Origin of the sequence: Desulfuromonas sp., from assembly GCA_002869615.1 — a bacterium.
In the GTDB taxonomy this organism is placed as follows: domain Bacteria; phylum Desulfobacterota; class Desulfuromonadia; order Desulfuromonadales; family UBA2294; genus BM707.
The window spans coordinates 36,258-55,317 of record PKUH01000106.1 but is presented as its reverse complement, the minus strand read 5'-3'; the positions used below and the strand labels follow the sequence as shown (position 1 = coordinate 55,317).

Genomic DNA, 19,060 nt, shown 5'->3' with positions numbered 1-19,060 from the left:
GTTTTAGTCACCATCCTTGCTGTAATCGATGCCTTCTTGCTTGCCGAAACCGTAAACCGAAATTTTGGACAACATATGTGGGCCGCCCTGGCTCGATACTGCAATGATGTATTCAATGTTAAATCCAGGCTTAGCTAGCTTTTTCAATGCTTCGGGGACATCGTAACTGATCGCAATGCCGGCCGGCATCCAGAGAGAATTGTTGTCACCGGTCGAACCAAAGTACATGAGTGGGTCACCATCGGTATTCAAAATCTGGACGTTCTGAAAAGCGACGTCAACAGCATAGATGTTTCCGTTTTTATCGACCGCGGTCCCCTTTGGTCGGGCAAAATTACCGGCCCGGTCTCCGGGAGAACCAATTTGTTTGATCGAAGTACCATCCTTTGTATAGAGGCGAAGTGCAGCTGCGAGTGTTTCAGTGACAAGAAGATTACCATTCGGCATCAGGGAAATTGAGGTCGGCCAGCCAAGTCGATCATTCTGGCCAAAGGTGTTCAGCAACTTACCGGTATCTTTATCGAAAACCCTGATCAGGTTGGCTTTTAGGTCTGATACATAAAGTCTGTCGTCTATTATTTGCAAACCGGTTGGCCAAAAATTCTTTTCATCTAATTTGATTTTTCTGAGATATTTATCATTTTGATTGAATACTATCACGGCTCTGTTAACAGTGTCGGAGATATAACGGTTACCTTCAGCGTCTATTGATATATGAATTGGCTTTATAAGCTGTCCGGCGTGTCTCTCCATTGTGGAAAGATCAAAGTCGACTATCAAATAACTAGGGGATGCTTTACCGGAATCAACGATGAAAAGCTTACCGTCCTTAAAGGTGAGGCCGAAAGCTTTTGATAAGGAATCAGATCCGGTATCCCCAATTATAAAATCAAAAAGCTTGTTGTCTTCTTTAAGGGTCGAGCCGTTATGGAATTGCTTAAGCAACTGAATGCGCGGCGCCGCTGGTTCCGGTGGGAAGAGCGTATACTCCACTGGTTTGGTGGCACAAGCCGACATCAGGCTCGATAATAAAAAAACGATTATTACCCTGCAAAAGCTGCTGGTTAATGTTTTATGTGCTCGATATTTCACTGTCTGTACCCTTTATCCTTTATAGAAAAAGAGAAATAATTTGTGAACTTGTTCGTTATCTGATTATCTGTAAATTTGAAAGGAAGATCAATAAGAAAACTGGCGATCAGACCTGCAGCTCCGATCGCCAGTATCAGGTGTTACTTACTTAAGCCAGGCAAAATTACTTAATGTGGCAGGCCAAGCACATGTTACTACCAGCATTCGAGAAACGGAGCAGCGGAGCAACATCAAACGAGTTGTGAACATCGTGGCAAGATGCACATTCGACCTGATTTGAACAAGCGCAGTAGAAAACGATGCCATCAGCTGTAGCATTGGCGATCGTATTGTAAGCAGCGTCTTGAGCTGTATCGTAGGTAATGCTGATCGGATGGTCATCACTCAAGTCAGTGCCGAGGTTTGCAGCAATACCTGCGGTCATTGTAGTGCCGGTAGTGGCGCTGCCGATGAAGTCGTCGAGGTTTGTCTCGCCGTCATGGCAGCTCAGGCATGCCAGAGATTCAGCTTGCGGAGAGCCTGCGATGGTCATATCAATGGTTGCGTTCGAGTACATGGTAAACGAAGTCGCGGTAGCCGATGAGTGTGACCACAGTGGTCCGACACCAGTTGTTCCGTTATGAGGAACATGGCACGGTGCGCAGATGTCATTGGTAAACGTTCCGGTGAAATCATGACCGGAGTTGGCAATCAGCGCAAAAGCGCTGCTGCTCATAAAAACCAGAGCAGCGGTTAGGACAATAAACTTCTTCATACCTTCTTCTCCTTTTGTCTGTTGGCCAGCATCACCTTCAACCCCATCAGTCTGCAGCCTTTGAGGTTCTGCAGGGAAGATAAGACCGGCATTTCATGGATATGGATATATAGGAATCCACGTTTGAAAATAACTAGCAAGCAATATACCAAAATCAGAACTTTATTGTCAGTTTAGGGATTTGGCCGTGTTTTTTTTGTAAGCAATTGATTTCATAGAACTTTATGGCGTGGAGTCATGTTTAATCTTTTTGCTAATGGATTATGATACGAGCCTTGGCATGAACTCAAAATTAATATGTGTTAAATCACGGTACCAAAAAACGTAAATTGACAAGGCTGCCAGAGATAATAATCATTATTGATGCTTTCTCTGGTTGGTTGCGTCATTCGTCTTGATATGGTAATTGATAACCCTGTTTGTCAACAATCAACGGACCCTCAAAATGAATATTGCACAAATGAAATCGGTTCTTCACGAAATCATTCTTCACACCGAGCTCACACCATGTGTTGTAGGTCACCGCGGAGTCGGCAAATCGGCCGGAATCCTCCAGGTCTGTAACGAGATTGGTCGGAAATATGTTTCTCTCCGCCTCGGCCAGATGGAGGTTGGCGACCTGGTCGGCATCCCGTATCGCGAGGGCAAGGTCATGTACTGGTCGCGGCCGTCGTGGTGGCCGGATGATGAGAACGAAGCGTCCATCATTCACTGCGATGAGCTCAACCGGGCCCAGCAGGAGGATACCCTGCAGGCGATCTTCCAGTTCGTCGAGCCGCCGCTGGCGGGTAGGTGTCGAGCTTTACATACCCACACCCTGCACCCGAAGCATAAGGTTGTCGTTTCGATCAACCCGCCGGATGGAAGCTACCAGGTGGCGACTCTCGACCGGGCCCTGCTCGACCGGATGGTGATGCTTTACGTTGAAACCGATTACCGCTGTTGGGCCGACTATGCCCGGGAACAGGATTTCGATGAATCGGTGCGGCAGTTTCTCTCCGGCCAGCCGCAGTTCCTGGCGCGCCAGGGGGCGCCACTCGATATGCAGATGGAACCGAGCGAGCGGGCCTGGGAGATGGTCAGCACCTTGCGCAGGTCGTGCCGGTTTGCTGACGAACTCGAAATGGAAGTCTATGCCGGCATCGTTGGCCAGGAAGCCGCGGTCAGCTTCCTGCGCTGGTGCCGTGAAAAAAGCGAACGGCCGGTTAGCGCCAATGAAGTCCTCGATACCTGGCCGGAGGTCGAACCCCGGGTTGTTGCCCAGCGTGATGATGCCCAGGCGGTGACCATGAACGACCTGGTGTCGACCCTGCAACTGGAGCCGAGCCTCAGCCCGGTGCGTGAGAAACATCTGGTCGCTTACATCGCGGTCCTGCCGCGTGACGCCCGGTTCGGACTGGTCAAGTCACTGGTCAAGATCCCGGAGGTAGCAGCTTTGCTCTGCAAGGATGAACACGATGCCTTGGTACTCGACGCCATCAGTGCGATCAGCGAAGAGGCTTCCTGATCGGTGACCGCTATGGCTGAATTCTCCTCATTGCAGCAGAATGGACAACGTGCGCTCGAGAATTCGGTCATCCGCCTGTTGAAGGAAAAGCCTTTTTACGGGCATTTCCTGATGAACTTTCGCCGTGAATTGACTTCGACCGATGGCTGCCTCGGCGCCACGGTGCGCAATGGCACTCCCCTGCTGGCGATCAACCCTGAACCTTTTCTTCAATTCAGCAACTCGGAACAGCAGGCTCTTCTTGAGCACGGACTCAAACATATCCTGCACATGCACCCGTTTCGCCGTGGAATATTTCATCCGCTGACCTGGGATGTCGCAACCGACCTGGCGATCAACCCGACCATCGACAACCTGCCGGCCGAAGCTCTGCAACCCGACCGTTTTCGCCTCGAACCCGGTCGGGCCGCCGAAGAGTATGCCCGCCTGCTGACCCCACAATTCGATACCGGCAACCTGCGCGGCGATGGCTATGGTACGGCCACCCCTGAAAAGGAAAGCGCTGACGGCCCGGAAAGGGAAAGCACTTCGGCGCAGTCCTTTGCTCCTCGTACCATTGATGACCACAGCCTCTGGGATGATGCCGGCTCGACACCGGAGCGCCTGGCGGAACAGGCCGTTCGCGATATGGTCGTTGATGCGCACCGGAAAAGTGGCGGCGAGGTGCCGGCCGATGTCCAACAACTGGTTGAAGGCTGGCTGGTCCCACCGGCCATTCCGTGGCGAGAAATTCTGCGCCAGTTTGTCGCGACCGCCGGACGGGTCGGCATACAGTCAACCTGGAAACGCCAACATCGGCGTTTTTCGCACAGTACCCCGGGAGTTCGCAAGAAAAAGCGCCTGAATCTGCTGGTCGGTATCGATACCAGTGAGTCGACTGATATTCTCGAATTGCGGAAAGCGTTCGCCCGCGAACTGCTGCAGATCGCCAGAAGCCGCGACAGCCTGATCACGGTTCTTTATGCCAACAGCCGCATTCAGAAGGTCGATTCTTTCACCGGCAGTAATGTGGTTGCTGAAGTCGTGACCGGTGGCGGGTTTACCGATCTGCGCCCGGTTTTTGCATATGCCCGAACCATGCAGCCGCAACCGGCCGCCGTCATCTATCTGACCGATGGTTATGGTCCTGTCCCGGAGACGATGGAGTTCCCGACCCTCTGGGCTCTGACCATCGATGGCCAGAAACCGGCCGACTGGGGAGTGGAGCTGCGACTGCACACGTGATAAATGACAGGCGTGTTTGCCACGAAGGCACCAAGAAGTTATTAAAACTCACGGCATTTAACGGAGAGGCGGAGAGAGGTAGAGGCAACAGGAAACGAGTTATCAAGCGTCAGATCGAATACTGAATTTTTTGTGTGTGTGGATTCCCTCTCCACCTTCGCGTCTCTCCGTTAAAAGGTGTGTCTATTGAGATTGTTTTTCTTCGCGGCCTGCTGGCGAATTTATTTTTAGAAAAGGAATTTGTTAATGACCGAACAAAAACCGATGACCGAGGAGACGGTCAAGGAAATGCTTGACGCGGCCGGTGCCCGGGCGATGTCGCGCAGTGGCCGAACCGATAATTACAGCGCGCCGCGCGAATATTCGTTCGAGGTGCGGGCGCAATTTCCGAATGGTTTGATGCTCAACATTATCGCTCGGCAATATGATTATCGTGATCCCTGGGAAGCAGAGGGTCGGGTGAACGAGATGGTTGACGTAATGTTGATGCGCGGCGGCCGACCCTCTGAATTGCCGAAAGGGTATGCCTGGTTTCAAGGGAAAGATGAGGAAGAGAGGGTTGATGAACAGGGTTTGCAGGATATTGTTGAATGTGTCAAAATCCTGAATCCGAAATTGTTCAGGCTTCAGAAATTAACAGGGGATCTCTGAAATCTCTCCACTAATAATCTAACTATAGGATCTACAAGGTTTTTCAGGTGAAAAAGCTTATTGGAAAATATAGCCAGATCAATCACCCTCTCCAGGTGGTCGGCCTGATAGTCGTTACTGCAAGTTTTTTCATCTTAGCTATTGAACCGATCTCGGACATCGACATCTGGTGGCATCTCGCGACAGGACGGCATATCTGTCAAACCGGATCCCTGTTGAATCATGATCCTTTCGGTCTGGCCGGTCGAGCTATTTCTCCAGATCGTGAGATAATTCTGAACGGCTATTGGCTTTCCCAGATTATACTTTATAAGGTTTTCATCTTTAGTGCTGAACAGGGCATGGTTATCTTTCGCGCTGTCCTCATCTCTTTACCCATTGTTGTTACCTTTTTATATTTCCGCATCCGTAATATCAGCTTCGAAGTCGCGATCCTAGCTTCACTGCTTTTGGGATGGGGGCTGGTCTATGTTCCCGGTCTGAGGCCGAATCATTTGACTTTGCTATTAGTCCCAATATTTTTCATACTCCTGGCAGCAGTCGGTTTTTCTGCGGAGATGGATGAAAAGAAGCAATACAATTTGCGAGCGGCAATACTCCTTCCACCGTTTATGCTGCTATGGGCCAACCTGCACGGTGGTTTTCTCCTTGGGGTTGCTGTTCTCGCTCTTTTCATTGTATTTGAAAGTGGTAGTATACTTCACAGCGGCAACCCTAAAAAAAGACTCATGATTTTATGGGGGATTATCGTTCTTGCAATTTTTTCAACTCTCCTTAATCCGAACGGACTCAATATTTACATGCAGTTTATCCAGTCCCAAGGGGGGCTGATTCAACAGAAATCATCGGAATACCTGTCGCCCTTTGTTCTTGCGAAAAGAGATATTCTGGTCTACTGGCCATATTTTTTCGCTCTTTTCCTTTTTATTGCAATTCTGTTCTTAAACAGACTGAAAATATCATTAACCAAACTCGCCATTGTCTCTTTTTTGTTTCTCGTCAGTACGACGGCTTTTCGTTACGCTCCGTTTTTCATCAGTGGTTTTGTCGTTTTCATCTTTGATAAGTATGAAATCAGGCGTCGTGAGAATAATACCTTGAAAGTATTTACTGCCGGAGTGACCCTGTCACTGATAGTCCTCCTGGCGTGGCAGGCTGTACGCCAGGTTTCGGAAAGTTACCGTGTGTTGTCGGAAAACCCTGTGAATGAAAGACGGTTCCCGGAAGAAGCTGTCGCATTCTTGCAATCCCATGAGTTGTCAGGAAATATTTTTAACCATTTTAATTGGGGGGGCTACTTGGCATGGCATGCACCGGGACAGCTTGTCACATTTATCGATGGCAGAAGTTTGAACCTTCGTCTTTTCGACGCCTATACGCGTGTGTTGTGGCTGCCTGATAAAACGAAAAGGATTCTGGATTCAAATCAGATTGATATTATCCTGGTTCCGAGACTAAACCCTTTTACCGGTGAGTTGTACAAATTAACAGATTATTTATGGCAAACTCCTGAGTGGAGTTTTGTTTACCATGACGAAGTTTCCATGGTTTTTCTAAGAAGAAACGCGTTCCCCAATTCTAAATTACCTGAAATTAAAAACAGGTCAGTGATTTATCGGGATGTTTTGAAGGATATTGCATTTATGGAGCAGACATCAGGAATGAACAGGGATTTGTACGCGGCTCAACAATTCGCCTACCTCAGGCTTGGCAAAAGCAGCTCTTCTCAATAATGAAAGGTGAAGTCTTTACTCGATTCTGACCGTTCCCGGCCGTCCGCATGATATAACGCCGACGATGCGGGCATCGACCCCTTTGTTGGCAAGAAGCTGGATCAATTGTTCTTTTTTGTCGGCGGCAACCGATATCAGCAGCCCTCCCGAGGTCTGCGGATCGGAGACAAGGTCGATGATGTCGGTTGTCGGTACGTGGCCGTCGAGAACTTTCGGCCAGTAATAGTTGCGGTTCCGCCGGTTGCCGGCCGGGATCATCCCCATCGCAGCCATCTCGCGGACGCGTGGATAGACCGGAAGTTTTTCGGCTGAAATTTCAATGCAGACCGAGCTTGCTTCAGCCATTTCGATGGCGTGACCGAGAAAACCGAAGCCGGTAATGTCGGTACAGGCATTGACTCCGACGGCCAGCATCGCTTCGGATGCATCGCGATTGAGAGATTCCATCCCGGCAATCGCTTCAGCAATATCCACCTCGGTGAGAACCTCGCCCTTGAGTGCTGTTGCCAGGATGCCGGTACCGAGCGGTTTGGTCAGAATCAGAACGTCGCCCGGCTGGGCTCCAGCGGTCGTGATCATGCTGTCGGGGTGAATCAGTCCGGTCACTGCCAGGCCGTATTTTGGTTCATCGTCTTCTACGGTATGGCCGCCGACGATAATGGTTCCCCCTTCGGCGGCTTTTTCAGCCCCCCCCTTGAGGATCTCGACGAGAATGCCGTGATCGAGGCATTTCGGGAAGCCGACCATGTTGAGGGCCGTAATTGGTTTGCCGCCCATCGCATAGATATCGGACAGGGCATTGGCGGCGGCGATGCGGCCGAAGGTCGCCGGATCATCGACAATCGGCGTAAAGAAATCGACCGACTGGACAAGGGCGCAATCGTCCGCTATCCGGTAAACTCCGGCGTCGGCAAAGAGAATCCCGGCCGTCAACAGATTGGGATCTTCAGTTTTCGGTAACTGACGCAGCACCTGCGCCAGCGGCTCGGGGGCCAGTTTGGCGGCTCAACCACTGGTGCGTGAAAGGCTGGTCAACTTGACCTGTCCAGACATTTATCATCCTCGTTTGGCTAAGTTTTTTCGGGCAGTTTCCATGCGACCCTGACATCACCTTTGCGCATCGTGTATTTCTGCGCGTCAAAGTATTCGAGTAAAGCCTGGACCGCCTTGCGGGCACTGCCGAGTTCATCGCGAAACTCGGCAAGGCTGAACTCTCTATCGGCAAATTTATCACGGAGCAGCGAGATGGCGAAATCAAAAGTTTTATGATGAAAAAAGTTTTCGTCATTCAAGCGGATCAAAAGCCCTTCGGCAAACAGGTAGCCCAGGCAATCGTTTGCCTCGGCTTCACTCAGATTGAGCCGGGCCAGCATTTCCGTCCGGTTTTTGGCTAATGCCCCGGCGTCCTCGTAGTTTTTCAGGATGGCGTCGATGTTTTTCTTTTGCTCAGGTGATGGTTCCGGCCGGAAACCGGGCAGAGCCGCGTTGTCGAGACGCCGCGTCAGCTCACCACGCTCTTCGAGCCGGTTGAGCAGTGCATCAAACCCCTTGGCAGCCAGGGGGTGCGGCAAAATCCCTTTCAGGGTTGCCAGCGGAATGCCGTTGAGGAGCGGGTTGTCCGCGTGGAACCGGGTGCATCGTTCAAGCAGCAGTCGCTCCCAGGCGCGAACCGTCTCTCCGGTCAACCACTGATCGCCAAGCCGGATGACCGTGCCATCTTCTGCCAGTCTCTCGAGGTGGTCCTCGATCCTTTCCCGACCGAGGCCGGAGGCCTGCTCAAGCTCCTTGACTTTCGGGCCGGTCAGTTCACTGATTTTCTGCAACAGGAACGAGGTCTCACCCGATTCGAGCTCGGAGAGGGTCTGCATGACCTCATCACGAAAACGTTTGTGCTTGGCCGGTCCCGGATCGATGATCATGCCGCCGCCAATGGTGGTCATCGGCGAATAGGAACGGACGATAAATCGATCCTGGCGATGGGCGACCAGGGGCCGATCGAGATGGATCTGAACGATGGCGGTTTCACCAGGTTTGAGTTCATCGCGGTCGAGGAGGGCTACGATTCCAACGACCCGGGCGGTACCGAGGTAAAAGTGGACCGGATCACGGAACTTGAGAGTCCGCGGAGCGCCCGGCAGAAGGTTGAGCCGGACGTCGATCATTTCGGTCTGTTCAAAGATTCCGGGCGTACCGATCACCGCTCCCCTTTTCAACTTGGCGCGGTCAACGCCGGCGAGGTTTAGAGCAACCCTCTGCCCGGCGGCTGCGGCCTCGACCTTCTTGCCATGCACCTGAATTTCACGGATCCGGGCTTCGATTCCGGGCGGCAGCAGCTCGGTGGTAACGCCGGTGTTGATGCGGCCCGAGAGCAGGGTGCCGGTGACAACGGTGCCGAAACCGGCGACACTGAAATGGCGATCAATCGGCAGGCGCAGGGGGCCATCGCAATCCTTCGATTCGACCTGCCTGAGGATTTTGGCGATCTGCTCCTTCAGCTCCGCAATGCCGCTGCCGCTGATTGACGAAACCCGGCAGAAGGGAGCATGTTCGAGGAATGTTTCCTGTAGCTCTTCACGGACCTCTTCTTCGACAATATCGATCCAGTCATCTTCGGCGAGATCGCACTTGGTCAGGACAATGATTCCCTGTTGGATTTGCAACAGTTCGAGGATCTGCAGGTGCTCACGGGTTTGCGGCATGATCCCTTCCTGAACATCGATAACCAGCAGCACCAGATCGATTCCGCCGACGCCGGCGAGCATATTGTGAATAAAACGTTCGTGACCCGGAACATCGACGACACCGGCCACCGAGCCGTCCGGAAGTCTGAACGGGGCAAAGCCGAGATCGATGGAGATGCCGCGCGCCTTTTCTTCCTGCAGGCGATCGGTGTCGGTCCCGGTCAGGGCCCGGATCAATTCGGTTTTGCCGTGGTCGACATGACCGGCCGTGCCGATAATATGGTGTCGTTCGGGCGGCGCCATGGTCAGTCGGTTATCCTTAAGGCATTCGCCAGAGATTGGCAGAGCAGGGGCTCTTCATCTACGGCTAGAGTCCGTGGGTCGATAATGAAATATTCGTTCTGGATCCGGCCGATAACCGGTGGTATCGACTGCCGGAGGTTTTCGGCCAGCCGGTTCGGCGAGATCGTTTTCGGTTTGAGGGCAATACCGAAGCCGGGAAGCTCGGCCAGCGGCAGGGCGCCGCCGCCAACCGTAGCCAGTGTCGAGATTAATTCCATGCTGCATGCCCCGTTCAGTTCTTTCATTAGTTTCTCGATCAGCTGCTCGCTTTTTACCTTTAACTGGTCATCATGCTGCGCCAGCATCCGCAGGGTCGGGATTTCGCGCAGTGCCTGCTCCGGATCGAGGTAAAGACGCAAGGTCGCTTCGATCGCCGCCAGGGTCATCTTGTCGATACGCAGGGCCCGGGCCATCGGGTGTTTGCGTATCCGCTCAATACACTCTTTGCGGCCAACGATAATACCGGCCTGCGGTCCGCCGAGGAGCTTGTCGCCGCTGAATGTCAGTACATCTATCCCGGTCTTCAACGCTTCACCGACTGTCGGTTCCGGCGGCAGGCCGTAATCTGACAGATCGATCAGCAGTCCGCTGCCGAGGTCTTCGAGTACAGTGACGCCCTTTTCCCGGCCGAGGTCGGCCAGGGCGCTGCCCGGAACCGCTTCGGTAAATCCGACAATGCGGTAGTTGCTGGTATGGACTTTCAGGATCAGCGCCGTATCGGCTGTGATCGCCCTGCGGTAGTCCTCAAGATGGGTCTTGTTGGTGGTTCCGACTTCGACCAGTCTGACGTTTCCGGCCGCCATGATGTCGGGGATGCGGAACGAACCGCCGATTTCGATCAACTCGCCGCGGGAGACGAGCGCTTCTTTCTCTCCGGCAAGGGCGGCAAGCGCCAGCAGGACGGCACCGGCGTTGTTGTTGACCACCGTCGCCGCCTCGGCCCCGGTCAGGCGGCAGATCAGGTCTTCGACATGGCGGAAGCGCTTGCCCCGTTGACCGGCATCGAGATCGTATTCGAGATTCGAGTACCCGGCCGAGACTTCCTGCATCGCCGCAAGGGCTGCCTGGCAGAGCGGGGCTCGCCCGAGGTTGGTATGGAGCAGGGTGCCGGTAACGTTGATCACTTTCTGCAGTGAGGGAGTATTCAGCTTTTCCGCAATTGCGAGCGCTTTTTTGGCAACGATTTCAGGCGTGCACTCCGGTGCCGGCATTTTTTCATCGAGAATCTGTCTTCGCAAGTCATCGACCGTCCGCTGAGCTGCTTCAACCAGCAGCACGTGCGGGCAGGTTTCGGCCAGCGTGATCATCTCGGGCGCGTGCAGTATTTTGTCTATGGCAGGGAGGGTTTTGAGCAGGTTCCGGCGGTCAGACATCTTCACCTCCGGAGTAGAATGGAAGTTCAGCTATTCTGAATTCGTTTCGGCTTTTTTCATCAGGGCATTGACCTTGCCGGCCGCGACCGCAATGACAATCCCCTGGGTGGCGCCGATTTCTTCTTTCGAGATGTTGTCGTCCCTGGCAACGCCAAGGTAGTGCTCGATTCATGGTTCGCAGCCGATCGCCATGGCCGAAGCGAGCCCGACCAGGATGGTCGTTTTCCTGTCGAGGTTCGATTCGTCACGGACCGCATCGTAGAAGTTGCAGTACTTTTCGTGCTGTTTCGGTGGCAGCATAACAATGCTTCCTTTTCTATTGGCGGGAGCAGATGGGAATCGAACCCACCGGGGACGGGATACGCCCCCCATCGGTTTTGAAGACCGAGCGCGTCACCAGACTACGAACTACTCCCAGTATAATTAATATTCAAAAAGCTGAATTCAAGAGGTAGCATGTTCGATAACGGGTTGTCAACGGTCGTGAGAGCTCTCTCATAAAAAACGGGCAGCTGTTATGGCTGCCCGTCAGAAAATTCATATTGTTTTATGTCGACTAGTAGAGGAAGCGGAAAGCAAGATTACCGTTGTGCGTTGTCAGGTAGCTCGGGTTGATCGGTCCGAGGTTCGGCTCCACGACGCTCATAGCCTTGTAGCCGAGATCTAACTCAAGGTTCTCGCTGATATTGAAATTCAGGCCGATACCGAGCTGAATAACGGCAGCACCATCCCGGTTCTCGCCGAGGGTTGAATCATCCATCTTGATATGGCAGGCGCCAATGCCACCACCAAAGTATGGAGACATGATGCCGTCCTTGTTGAATTCCCAAAAAACGCTCATCAGAAATGAGACGAATTTCAGATTACCTTCAAGATTGGTCGTTGCCCCGAGAGAGTCTTTGAATTCTTCGAACTCTGCCTGGTTGTAATGCAGTGAGAACTCAACCCGGCCGGCATCATAAGACATGCCGGTTGCGAGAAAACCGTTGAATCCCTTGTCGGAGCTGATAGTTAGTGGCTGGTTAACAAAGGTGACCGAATCGTCATGGTTCTGATCGGTCTCCTGCATCAAAGTGAAGCCACCACCCAGGGTCAGGTACTTTCTGTAGTCCTGGTCAAATGCGAATGCTGAAGTTGCGGTGACGCAGATCAGGATAATAAGTATGGTACAAACTTTACGGATCATCTTTCCCTCCTGCCGGAAGTTGTAATTGCAACTGACAATTGTATAATTTGTTGATATTCAACGGAAAATAGCATAATTTATTCGACAGATCAAGCATCAGAATTACCTCAAATTAATGTTTTTTCAGCTGTTGTGCAAGCGGTATGTCGTCGTTAGCCCTGTTTTTTACTTCATTGGCTTGACAAAACAGAGCCAAGTTATTAGATTATCGCCGAACTTTTATGGAGGTCATTGAATACCATGCCGATGTACGAATACAAATGCAGCGCTTGTGATCTGGTTTTTGAAGCCCGCCAGAAATTTTCCGATGCACCGCTCACCGAATGTCGTGAGTGTGGCGGCAGTGTGCAGAAATTGATTTCCCAGACAGCTTTTACCCTCAAGGGCGATGGCTGGTATGATCAGGGTTATGGCCCAAAGCCGTCCTGCGACTCTTCCGAGAAGAGCCCGGCCTGCGCCGGTTGTCCCAAGGCGGCAAACGAGTAGGTTGATGTTTACCATTTTCTAGGTACGTTTCGAGCCCCGGAATCCCGGGGCTTTTTCTTTGTTCAATGCAGCTGTTGACGCGCCCGGAAGCTTGCATCAAAAGACTCTCTTTTAAATTGACAAACCGCTCTTTTCAAAAAGCTTGTTCCGGCTTGCCTATCATCTTTACAATCTCTCTTATATCTGTTTATATTTGGTGTTCATTTTCAAAGGAGTCTTATCTAGGATTATGGCGCAAATAATTGATGGCAAGCAGATCGCCAGGAATCTGCGAGGGGCAATATCGGATGATGTTGCCGGCTTGAAGGAAAAAGGGGTGACTCCGGGGCTGGCTGTGGTTCTGGTTGGTGATGATCCGGCCAGTCGGGTCTATGTCTCGATGAAGGAGAAGGCTTGTGAGGAGTGCGGCATTTTCTCCGACGAGCATAAACTGCCGGCCGAGACCAGCGAAGAGCAGCTTCTCGCCCTGATTGACGAGTTGAACAATGATGAGCGGATCGACGGCATTCTGGTTCAGTTGCCACTGCCGGACCAGATCGATGAAGCGAAAGTGCTCGAGGCGATTTCACCCAAAAAGGATGCCGACGGTTTTCATCCGTACAACGTCGGTCGCCTGGCGACCGGTAACGCCCTGTTCAAACCCTGCACTCCGTATGGGGTCATGAAGATGTTTGAGGCTGAAGGTGTCGATCTCAAGGGGAAAGAGGTCGTCGTCGTTGGCCGTTCCAATATTGTCGGCAAGCCGGTGGCCCTGATGTGCCTCGAAGAACATGCGACGGTGACGATCTGTCATTCGCGTACGCGTGATCTGGCTGACAAGGTGCGCCAGGCTGATGTTGTTATTGCCGCGGTCGGCCGGCCGGAGATGGTCAAGGGTGACTGGATCAAGGATGGTGCGGTCGTTATCGATGTCGGTGTCAACCGGGTGGGCGAGAAAAAACTGGTCGGTGATGTCGATTTCGAAGGTGCGAGCCGCCACGCCAGTGCGATTACCCCGGTGCCGGGTGGTGTCGGTCCGATGACGATTACCATGCTCCTTTATAACACGGTTGAAGCGGCCAAGCGTCGCCTCGCCGCCATGGGCTAGTCTTGACTCAATGATTATCAGCAGTCGGAAAAATAACGAAGAACTGCTCGCCGCTCTCGACGGGGCCGAACGGGTTTTCCTGGTCGGGTGCGGGGCCTGCGCCACGGCGTGCAAATCGGGTGGCGAGGAAGAAGTCTTTCAGATGCAGGAATGGCTTGAAGCGGTTCAATGTGATGTGACCGGAAGTGTTGTTATCGATGAGGCTTGCCATATTATGCGGGCCGGTCGTGATCTGCGTCATCACAAGCAGGCGGTCGAAGATGCCGATGCCCTGCTGGTGCTCTCCTGTGGCGCCGGCATCCAGTCGATTTCTGCAAGTAGTGACAAACGGGTGATCGGCGGTCTCGATTCACTGTTTCTCGGTAATATCAGACGCTTTGGCCAGTATGAGGAGAAATGTTCACTCTGCGGTGACTGCATCATCAATGATACCGCCGGGATCTGCCCGGTGACCAATTGTTCCAAGGGCTTGCTGAATGGTCCCTGCGGTGGCATGGAAGAGGGGCGATGCGAGGTCGATCACGAGATTGATTGTGCCTGGCACCTGATTTACGAGCGGCTGAAAAAGCAAAAGCGTTCCGGGGTATTTGCCCGTACGGTTGCCCCGAAACACTGGGACCGGCGGCGCAAGCCGGGACGATTCAATATAAAGAAGTAACGATGCGATTCCGGCTCAGATTTTTGGCTTGCGGGAGTCATTGATGTCACGATTGCAGGAGGCAATGGCCGGCGGCCGGTTTGTCGCGACGGCCGAGGTCGCTCCGCCGAAAGGCGTTGCTGTGGCCGAAGCGCTCGCAACCGCCGCCGCTTTTGACGGAATTGCCGCGGTCAATGTTACCGATAATCAGGGCGCCAACATGCGGATGACCCCGCTGGTCCTGGCCGGGAAATTGGCGGAAGCGGGGGTCGAACCGATTCTGCAGTTAACTTGCCGTGACCGCAACCGCATGGCCCTGCAGTCCGATCTGCTCGGGGCGGCTGCTCTCGGTATCGAAAACCTGCTGTTACTTTCGGGCGATCATACCCGGTTTGGTGATCATCCCGAGGCACGGTCGGTCTTTGATCTCGATTCGGTACAGCTCCTTCAGGTGGTACACAGCCTGGCGCAGGGGTGTGACATGTCGGGAACGGAGTTGGCGGGACTTCCTGCGTTTTTTCCCGGTGCCGCAGTCAATCCGGAGTCGGAACCGTTTGAGCTGATGTTTCAGAAGTACCGGAAAAAAATTGAGGCCGGGGCCCGGTTCTTTCAGACCCAGGCCGTATTCGACAGTCAGAAACTCGAACATTTCATGGATGATGCCGGACCGCTCAATGTTCCTGTTCTGGCCGGAGTCCTGTTGTTGAAAAACTCCCGGATGGCGCGTTTTCTCAATGCCAACATCCCGGGAGTTAAGGTTCCGGCGGCGATTATCGAGCGGCTTGACAAGGCTTCAGACCCGCTTGCCGAAGGTGTTGCAATTGCCCGGGAGATGGTTTCCGTTGCCCGTGATCGGTGCCACGGAGTCCATCTGATGACCTTGGGCCTTGAGGCGAAAATCCCTGAAATTCTCAGGCAGAATTAACTTTAAGTATTAAGCATAATAAACGAGAACCTCAAACGATCAGGAGGAAAATATGGACTATCCTGTAGATCTCAAGTACACAGAAGAACATGAATGGCTGTCGATCGAAGATGATGTCGTAACGGTTGGTATTACCGATTTTGCCCAGGATGCATTGGGTGATGTTGTATTCGTTGAACTTCCCGAGGAGGGCGTTTCGGTCGAATGCGGCAAATCCTTCGGCGTTGTTGAATCGGTCAAGGCTGTTTCCGATATCTATGCGCCCGTTTCGGGTGAAGTTGTTGAAGTTAATGATGAACTGCCCGACACCCCGGAACTGGTTAATGCCTCTCCGTACGAGGATGGCTGGATGATCAAGATCAAGCTGACTGATTCATCGGAACTTGATGGTCTGCTTGATGCGGAAGGCTACCAGGCTTTTGTCGAAGAAGAGAGCTAATCGCCGCCAGCAGGAGTTTGATATGCGCTATATCCCCCATACCGAGGAAGATGTCCGGCAGATGCTGGCAGCTATCGGTGTTCAATCAATTGAAGACCTTTTCGAGGAGGTGCCGGCCGAGCTTCGTCTGGACCGCCAGATGCAGCTTCCGGAAGCTCTTTCCGAAAGTGAGTTGCTGCGGCAACTGCAGGAAATGGCTGCGGAGAACGCCTCGGTCAGTGAGTACCTCTCTTTTCTCGGGGGTGGCGCTTACAATCATTTTATTCCGTCAGTTATCGACCAGCTGGTGTCGCGTAGTGAGTTTTATACCGCTTACACACCCTACCAGCAGGAAATCAGCCAGGGGACCCTGCAGGCTATATTCGAATACCAGACCCTGATCTGCCAGTTGACCGGGATGGATGTCAGCAACGCGTCGATGTACGATGGTGCTTCGGCCTGTGCCGAGGCCGTACTGATGGCGGCCCGGGCGACCCGACGCAAGAGAGTGCTGCTTGCCGGTTCTTTACATCCCGAATATCGACAAACGGTTGAGACCTACTGTCGTTACCTCGAGATGGAGTTGGCGGAGATCCCTTATCTTGCGGATGGCCGGGTTGACCAGGATGCGCTCGCAGCTGCTCTCAACGAACAGACTGCGGCTCTGGTCATCGGGTATCCGAACTTCTTCGGCGTTATCGAGGATATCTCGGCTCTGGCCGAAACCGTGCACAAGGATGGCGCTCTGCTGGTAACGGCGGTACCGGAGCCGGTTGCACTCGGCCTGCTTAAATCGCCGGGCGAGGGTGGGGCCGATATCGTCATCGGCGAGGGCCAGAGTTTCGGTATGCCGGTTTCCTTCGGCGGTCCGGGGGTCGGTTTTTTTGCCGCCCGGCAGAAAACCGTTCGCTCGATGCCGGGCCGTCTGGTCGGCGCAACCACCGATACCGAAGGGAAAAACGGATTCGTATTGACCCTGGCGACCCGTGAACAGCATATCCGGCGTGAAAAGGCGACCTCGAACATCTGTTCGAACCAGGGGATGTGCGCTCTGATGGCCAATATGTATCTTTGTCTGATGGGCAAAAAGGGGATTCGCGAAGTAGCGGAACAGAATCTGGCCAAGGCGGAATATGCCAAAAATGCGATCGCCGACATTCCCGGATTCACAATTCCCTTCAGCGGCCCGACCTTCAATGAATTCGTTGTCTCCTGCGATCAGGATCTGTCGGAGCTGATGGAACGACTTGAAGGTGACAAGGTTCTCGGCGGTATTCCGTTGGAACGCTTCTTTACCGGGATGGAGAATCATTTCCTGGTTTGTGTCACTGAGCAGCATCGCCGGAAGGATATCGACCGGCTTGTCACTGCCCTGAAGGGAGGTGCCGCATGAGGCCGGGAACCAGTGGTTTGCAACTGAACGAAAAGCTGATTTTTGACCATACCGATCCGGGGCGCAAAGGCTACAGTCTGCCAAAACTCGATGTGCCGACAGCTTCTCTGCCCGAACATCTGACGCGGAATGAAGTCGAAGGCTTCCCCGAGGTTTCCGAGGTCGACGTGGTCCGGCACTTTACGCGGCTGTCGACCTGGAATTACGGTGTTGACTCCGGTTTCTATCCGCTCGGCAGCTGTACCATGAAGTACAACCCCAAGGTCAACGAAGCCGCGGCCCGGATTGCCGGTTTCAGTCAATGCCACCCGTACACGCCCGAAGCTCTGAGCCAGGGTTCTCTTGGCCTGATGTACGATCTGCAGCAGGCGCTTGCCGAAATTTCCGGTTTCGCCAGGGTGACTCTTCAGCCGGCGGCCGGGGCTCACGGTGAACTGGCCGGAATGCTGATGATTCGCGCCTGGCACGAAGCCAGGGGCAACAAGCGGACAAAAGTTCTGATCCCGGATACGGCGCATGGCACCAATCCGGCAACGGCGTCTCTGTGCGGCTACGAGGTTGTGCCGATAGAGTCGAAGGGGGCAGGGGTCCTGACGGCGGAAACGGTCGCCGAGTTCATGGATGACGATGTCGCCGCGCTGATGGTGACCAACCCGAACACCCTCGGCCTTTTTGAATCGGATATCAGGAAGATTTGCGATATTGTTCATGCTGGCGGCGGCCTGGTTTACTGTGATGGTGCCAACCTCAACGCTCTAATGGGCATCGCCCGGCCCGGAGACATGGGGATCGATGTCATGCACTTCAACCTGCACAAGACGTTTTCGACTCCGCATGGCGGCGGTGGCCCGGGGGCCGGGCCGGTTGGTATTACCGCCGAGCTGGAGCCGTTTCTGCCGACTCCGATCATCATCAAGGACGGTAATGGTTACGCCCTCAAGTCCGACCTGCCGCAGTCGATCGGTCGGCTCCGCTCTTTTTACGGCAACTTCGGTGTTATGGTCCGGGCCTGGTCTTATATCCTGACGATGGGTGCCGCCGGCCTCAAACGGGCCAGTCAGATGGCGGTTCTCAACGCCAACTACATCCGCGCCCGGTTGGAACCGGTCTTCGATCTGCCGCACAAGCATCGTTCCCTGCATGAGGTCGTTTTTTCCGACAAGGACCTTGACGGTGATTGCCATACCCTCGATGTTGCCAAGCGCCTGATCGATTACGGATTCCATCCACCGACCATCTATTTTCCGCTGGTGGTCAAGGGGGCGATCATGATCGAGCCGACCGAGACCGAGAGCATGGAGATACTCGATGAGTTCTGTGATGCGATGCTGGCGATTGCCGAAGAGGCGAAGACCAATCCGGAGCTGTTGCACGAGGCGCCGCAGTTAACCCGGATCAAGCGGCTCGATGAGACAACGGCGGCCCGTCAGCCATGCCTCTGCTGGCCCACGGAAGAAAAATGATCAGCAAAAAGCCCCGCAATGCGGGGCTTTTTGGTTTGCAATATATGGCCGATCCATGGTGTAGCGGAAAAGGGGAGTAAATAGGGACACTTCCCGGGTTTCGGGGAG

17 protein-coding genes and 1 tRNA gene are annotated in these 19,060 nt (G+C 53.4%); 11 read left to right on the top strand and 7 right to left on the bottom strand.

All coding sequences use genetic code 11. From position 1 onward, the window contains the following. Positions 1-3: 3 nt before the first annotated feature. A complete protein-coding gene (locus C0623_11665) occupies positions 4-945 on the bottom strand; it encodes a hypothetical protein (protein PLX98658.1) in 942 nt (313 codons plus the stop codon). A 310-nt stretch (positions 946-1,255) separates the two neighbouring features. Beyond that, positions 1,256-1,846, bottom strand: a complete 591-nt coding sequence (locus C0623_11660; GenBank protein PLX98657.1) for a cytochrome C — start codon at positions 1,844-1,846, stop codon at positions 1,256-1,258. A gap of 445 nt (positions 1,847-2,291) precedes the next feature. Between C0623_11660 and C0623_11655 the strand changes: the two genes are divergently transcribed. The 4 genes from C0623_11655 (at position 2,292) to C0623_11640 (ending at position 6,961) form a co-directional block, all read left to right on the top strand. After that, positions 2,292-3,353, top strand: a complete 1,062-nt coding sequence (locus C0623_11655; GenBank protein PLX98723.1) for a hypothetical protein — start codon at positions 2,292-2,294, stop codon at positions 3,351-3,353. Between the two features lie 12 nt (positions 3,354-3,365). Then, positions 3,366-4,577: a hypothetical protein gene (locus tag C0623_11650; protein ID PLX98656.1), complete on the top strand. Its 1,212-nt coding sequence runs from the start codon at positions 3,366-3,368 to the stop codon at positions 4,575-4,577. 246 nt (positions 4,578-4,823) lie between these two features. Beyond that, a complete protein-coding gene (locus tag C0623_11645) occupies positions 4,824-5,228 on the top strand; it encodes a hypothetical protein (protein ID PLX98655.1) in 405 nt (134 codons plus the stop codon). Positions 5,229-5,275: 47 nt separating this feature from the next. Beyond that, positions 5,276-6,961 (top strand): hypothetical protein, encoded by a 1,686-nt coding sequence (locus tag C0623_11640; protein PLX98654.1) that lies wholly within the window; start codon positions 5,276-5,278, stop codon positions 6,959-6,961. 15 nt (positions 6,962-6,976) lie between these two features. On the opposite strand, the gene selD is transcribed toward C0623_11640, so the two are convergent. The 5 genes from selD to C0623_11615 all read right to left on the bottom strand — a co-directional run bounded on the left by selD (position 6,977) and on the right by C0623_11615 (position 12,543). Next, a complete protein-coding gene (gene selD, locus C0623_11635) occupies positions 6,977-8,014 on the bottom strand; it encodes a selenide, water dikinase SelD (protein PLX98653.1) in 1,038 nt (345 codons plus the stop codon). 17 nt (positions 8,015-8,031) lie between these two features. Continuing rightward, a complete protein-coding gene (gene selB / locus C0623_11630; protein PLX98652.1) occupies positions 8,032-9,945 on the bottom strand; it encodes a selenocysteine-specific translation elongation factor in 1,914 nt (637 codons plus the stop codon). 2 nt (positions 9,946-9,947) lie between these two features. Continuing rightward, entirely contained in the window at positions 9,948-11,363 is a 1,416-nt protein-coding gene (locus tag C0623_11625; GenBank protein PLX98651.1) for an L-seryl-tRNA(Sec) selenium transferase, read from the bottom strand. Positions 11,364-11,677: 314 nt separating this feature from the next. After that, positions 11,678-11,772 (bottom strand) — tRNA-Sec (locus C0623_11620). A 141-nt stretch (positions 11,773-11,913) separates the two neighbouring features. Beyond that, positions 11,914-12,543 (bottom strand): hypothetical protein, encoded by a 630-nt coding sequence (locus C0623_11615; protein ID PLX98650.1) that lies wholly within the window; start codon positions 12,541-12,543, stop codon positions 11,914-11,916. A gap of 240 nt (positions 12,544-12,783) precedes the next feature. Here C0623_11615 and C0623_11610 point away from each other — a divergent pair, with 240 nt between their 5' ends. The 7 genes from C0623_11610 (at position 12,784) to C0623_11580 (ending at position 18,952) form a co-directional block, all read left to right on the top strand. Beyond that, the gene (locus C0623_11610; GenBank protein PLX98649.1) at positions 12,784-13,029 is read left to right on the top strand and encodes a transcriptional regulator; all 246 of its coding nucleotides are present in this window, start codon (positions 12,784-12,786) and stop codon (positions 13,027-13,029) included. A gap of 229 nt (positions 13,030-13,258) precedes the next feature. Then, entirely contained in the window at positions 13,259-14,116 is an 858-nt protein-coding gene (locus tag C0623_11605; protein ID PLX98648.1) for a bifunctional methylenetetrahydrofolate dehydrogenase/methenyltetrahydrofolate cyclohydrolase FolD, read from the top strand. Between the two features lie 10 nt (positions 14,117-14,126). Then, the gene (locus C0623_11600) at positions 14,127-14,774 is read left to right on the top strand and encodes a 5,10-methylenetetrahydrofolate reductase (GenBank protein PLX98647.1); all 648 of its coding nucleotides are present in this window, start codon (positions 14,127-14,129) and stop codon (positions 14,772-14,774) included. 43 nt (positions 14,775-14,817) lie between these two features. After that, a complete protein-coding gene (locus C0623_11595) occupies positions 14,818-15,678 on the top strand; it encodes a 5,10-methylenetetrahydrofolate reductase (GenBank protein ID PLX98646.1) in 861 nt (286 codons plus the stop codon). A 52-nt stretch (positions 15,679-15,730) separates the two neighbouring features. After that, on the top strand, positions 15,731-16,117 hold the full coding sequence (gene gcvH, locus C0623_11590) for a glycine cleavage system protein H (GenBank protein ID PLX98645.1): 387 nt from the start codon (positions 15,731-15,733) through the stop codon (positions 16,115-16,117). Between the two features lie 22 nt (positions 16,118-16,139). Continuing rightward, positions 16,140-17,489 carry an aminomethyl-transferring glycine dehydrogenase gene (locus tag C0623_11585; protein PLX98644.1) on the top strand — a complete coding sequence of 450 codons (1,350 nt, stop codon included), beginning with the start codon at positions 16,140-16,142 and terminating at the stop codon, positions 17,487-17,489. Next, on the top strand, positions 17,486-18,952 hold the full coding sequence (locus C0623_11580; GenBank protein PLX98643.1) for a glycine dehydrogenase (aminomethyl-transferring): 1,467 nt from the start codon (positions 17,486-17,488) through the stop codon (positions 18,950-18,952). The genes C0623_11585 and C0623_11580 overlap by 4 nt, the downstream gene beginning before the upstream one ends. The last annotated feature ends 108 nt before the right edge of the window (positions 18,953-19,060 follow it).

Bases quoted from the DNA above. Each gene is read 5' to 3' on its own strand.
- C0623_11660 (PLX98657.1), bottom strand. From the start codon at position 1,846: ATGAAGAAGTTTATTGTCCTAACCGCTGCTCTGGTTTTTATGAGCAGC.
- C0623_11655 (PLX98723.1), top strand. From the start codon at position 2,292: ATGAATATTGCACAAATGAAATCGGTTCTTCACGAAATCATTCTTCAC.
- C0623_11650 (PLX98656.1), top strand. From the start codon at position 3,366: ATGGCTGAATTCTCCTCATTGCAGCAGAATGGACAACGTGCGCTCGAG.
- C0623_11645 (PLX98655.1), top strand. From the start codon at position 4,824: ATGACCGAACAAAAACCGATGACCGAGGAGACGGTCAAGGAAATGCTT.
- selB (PLX98652.1), bottom strand. From the start codon at position 9,945: ATGGCGCCGCCCGAACGACACCATATTATCGGCACGGCCGGTCATGTC.
- C0623_11615 (PLX98650.1), bottom strand. From the start codon at position 12,543: ATGATCCGTAAAGTTTGTACCATACTTATTATCCTGATCTGCGTCACC.
- C0623_11610 (PLX98649.1), top strand. From the start codon at position 12,784: ATGCCGATGTACGAATACAAATGCAGCGCTTGTGATCTGGTTTTTGAA.
- C0623_11605 (PLX98648.1), top strand. From the start codon at position 13,259: ATGGCGCAAATAATTGATGGCAAGCAGATCGCCAGGAATCTGCGAGGG.
- C0623_11600 (PLX98647.1), top strand. From the start codon at position 14,127: ATGATTATCAGCAGTCGGAAAAATAACGAAGAACTGCTCGCCGCTCTC.
- C0623_11595 (PLX98646.1), top strand. From the start codon at position 14,818: ATGTCACGATTGCAGGAGGCAATGGCCGGCGGCCGGTTTGTCGCGACG.
- gcvH (PLX98645.1), top strand. From the start codon at position 15,731: ATGGACTATCCTGTAGATCTCAAGTACACAGAAGAACATGAATGGCTG.
- C0623_11585 (PLX98644.1), top strand. From the start codon at position 16,140: ATGCGCTATATCCCCCATACCGAGGAAGATGTCCGGCAGATGCTGGCA.
- C0623_11580 (PLX98643.1), top strand. From the start codon at position 17,486: ATGAGGCCGGGAACCAGTGGTTTGCAACTGAACGAAAAGCTGATTTTT.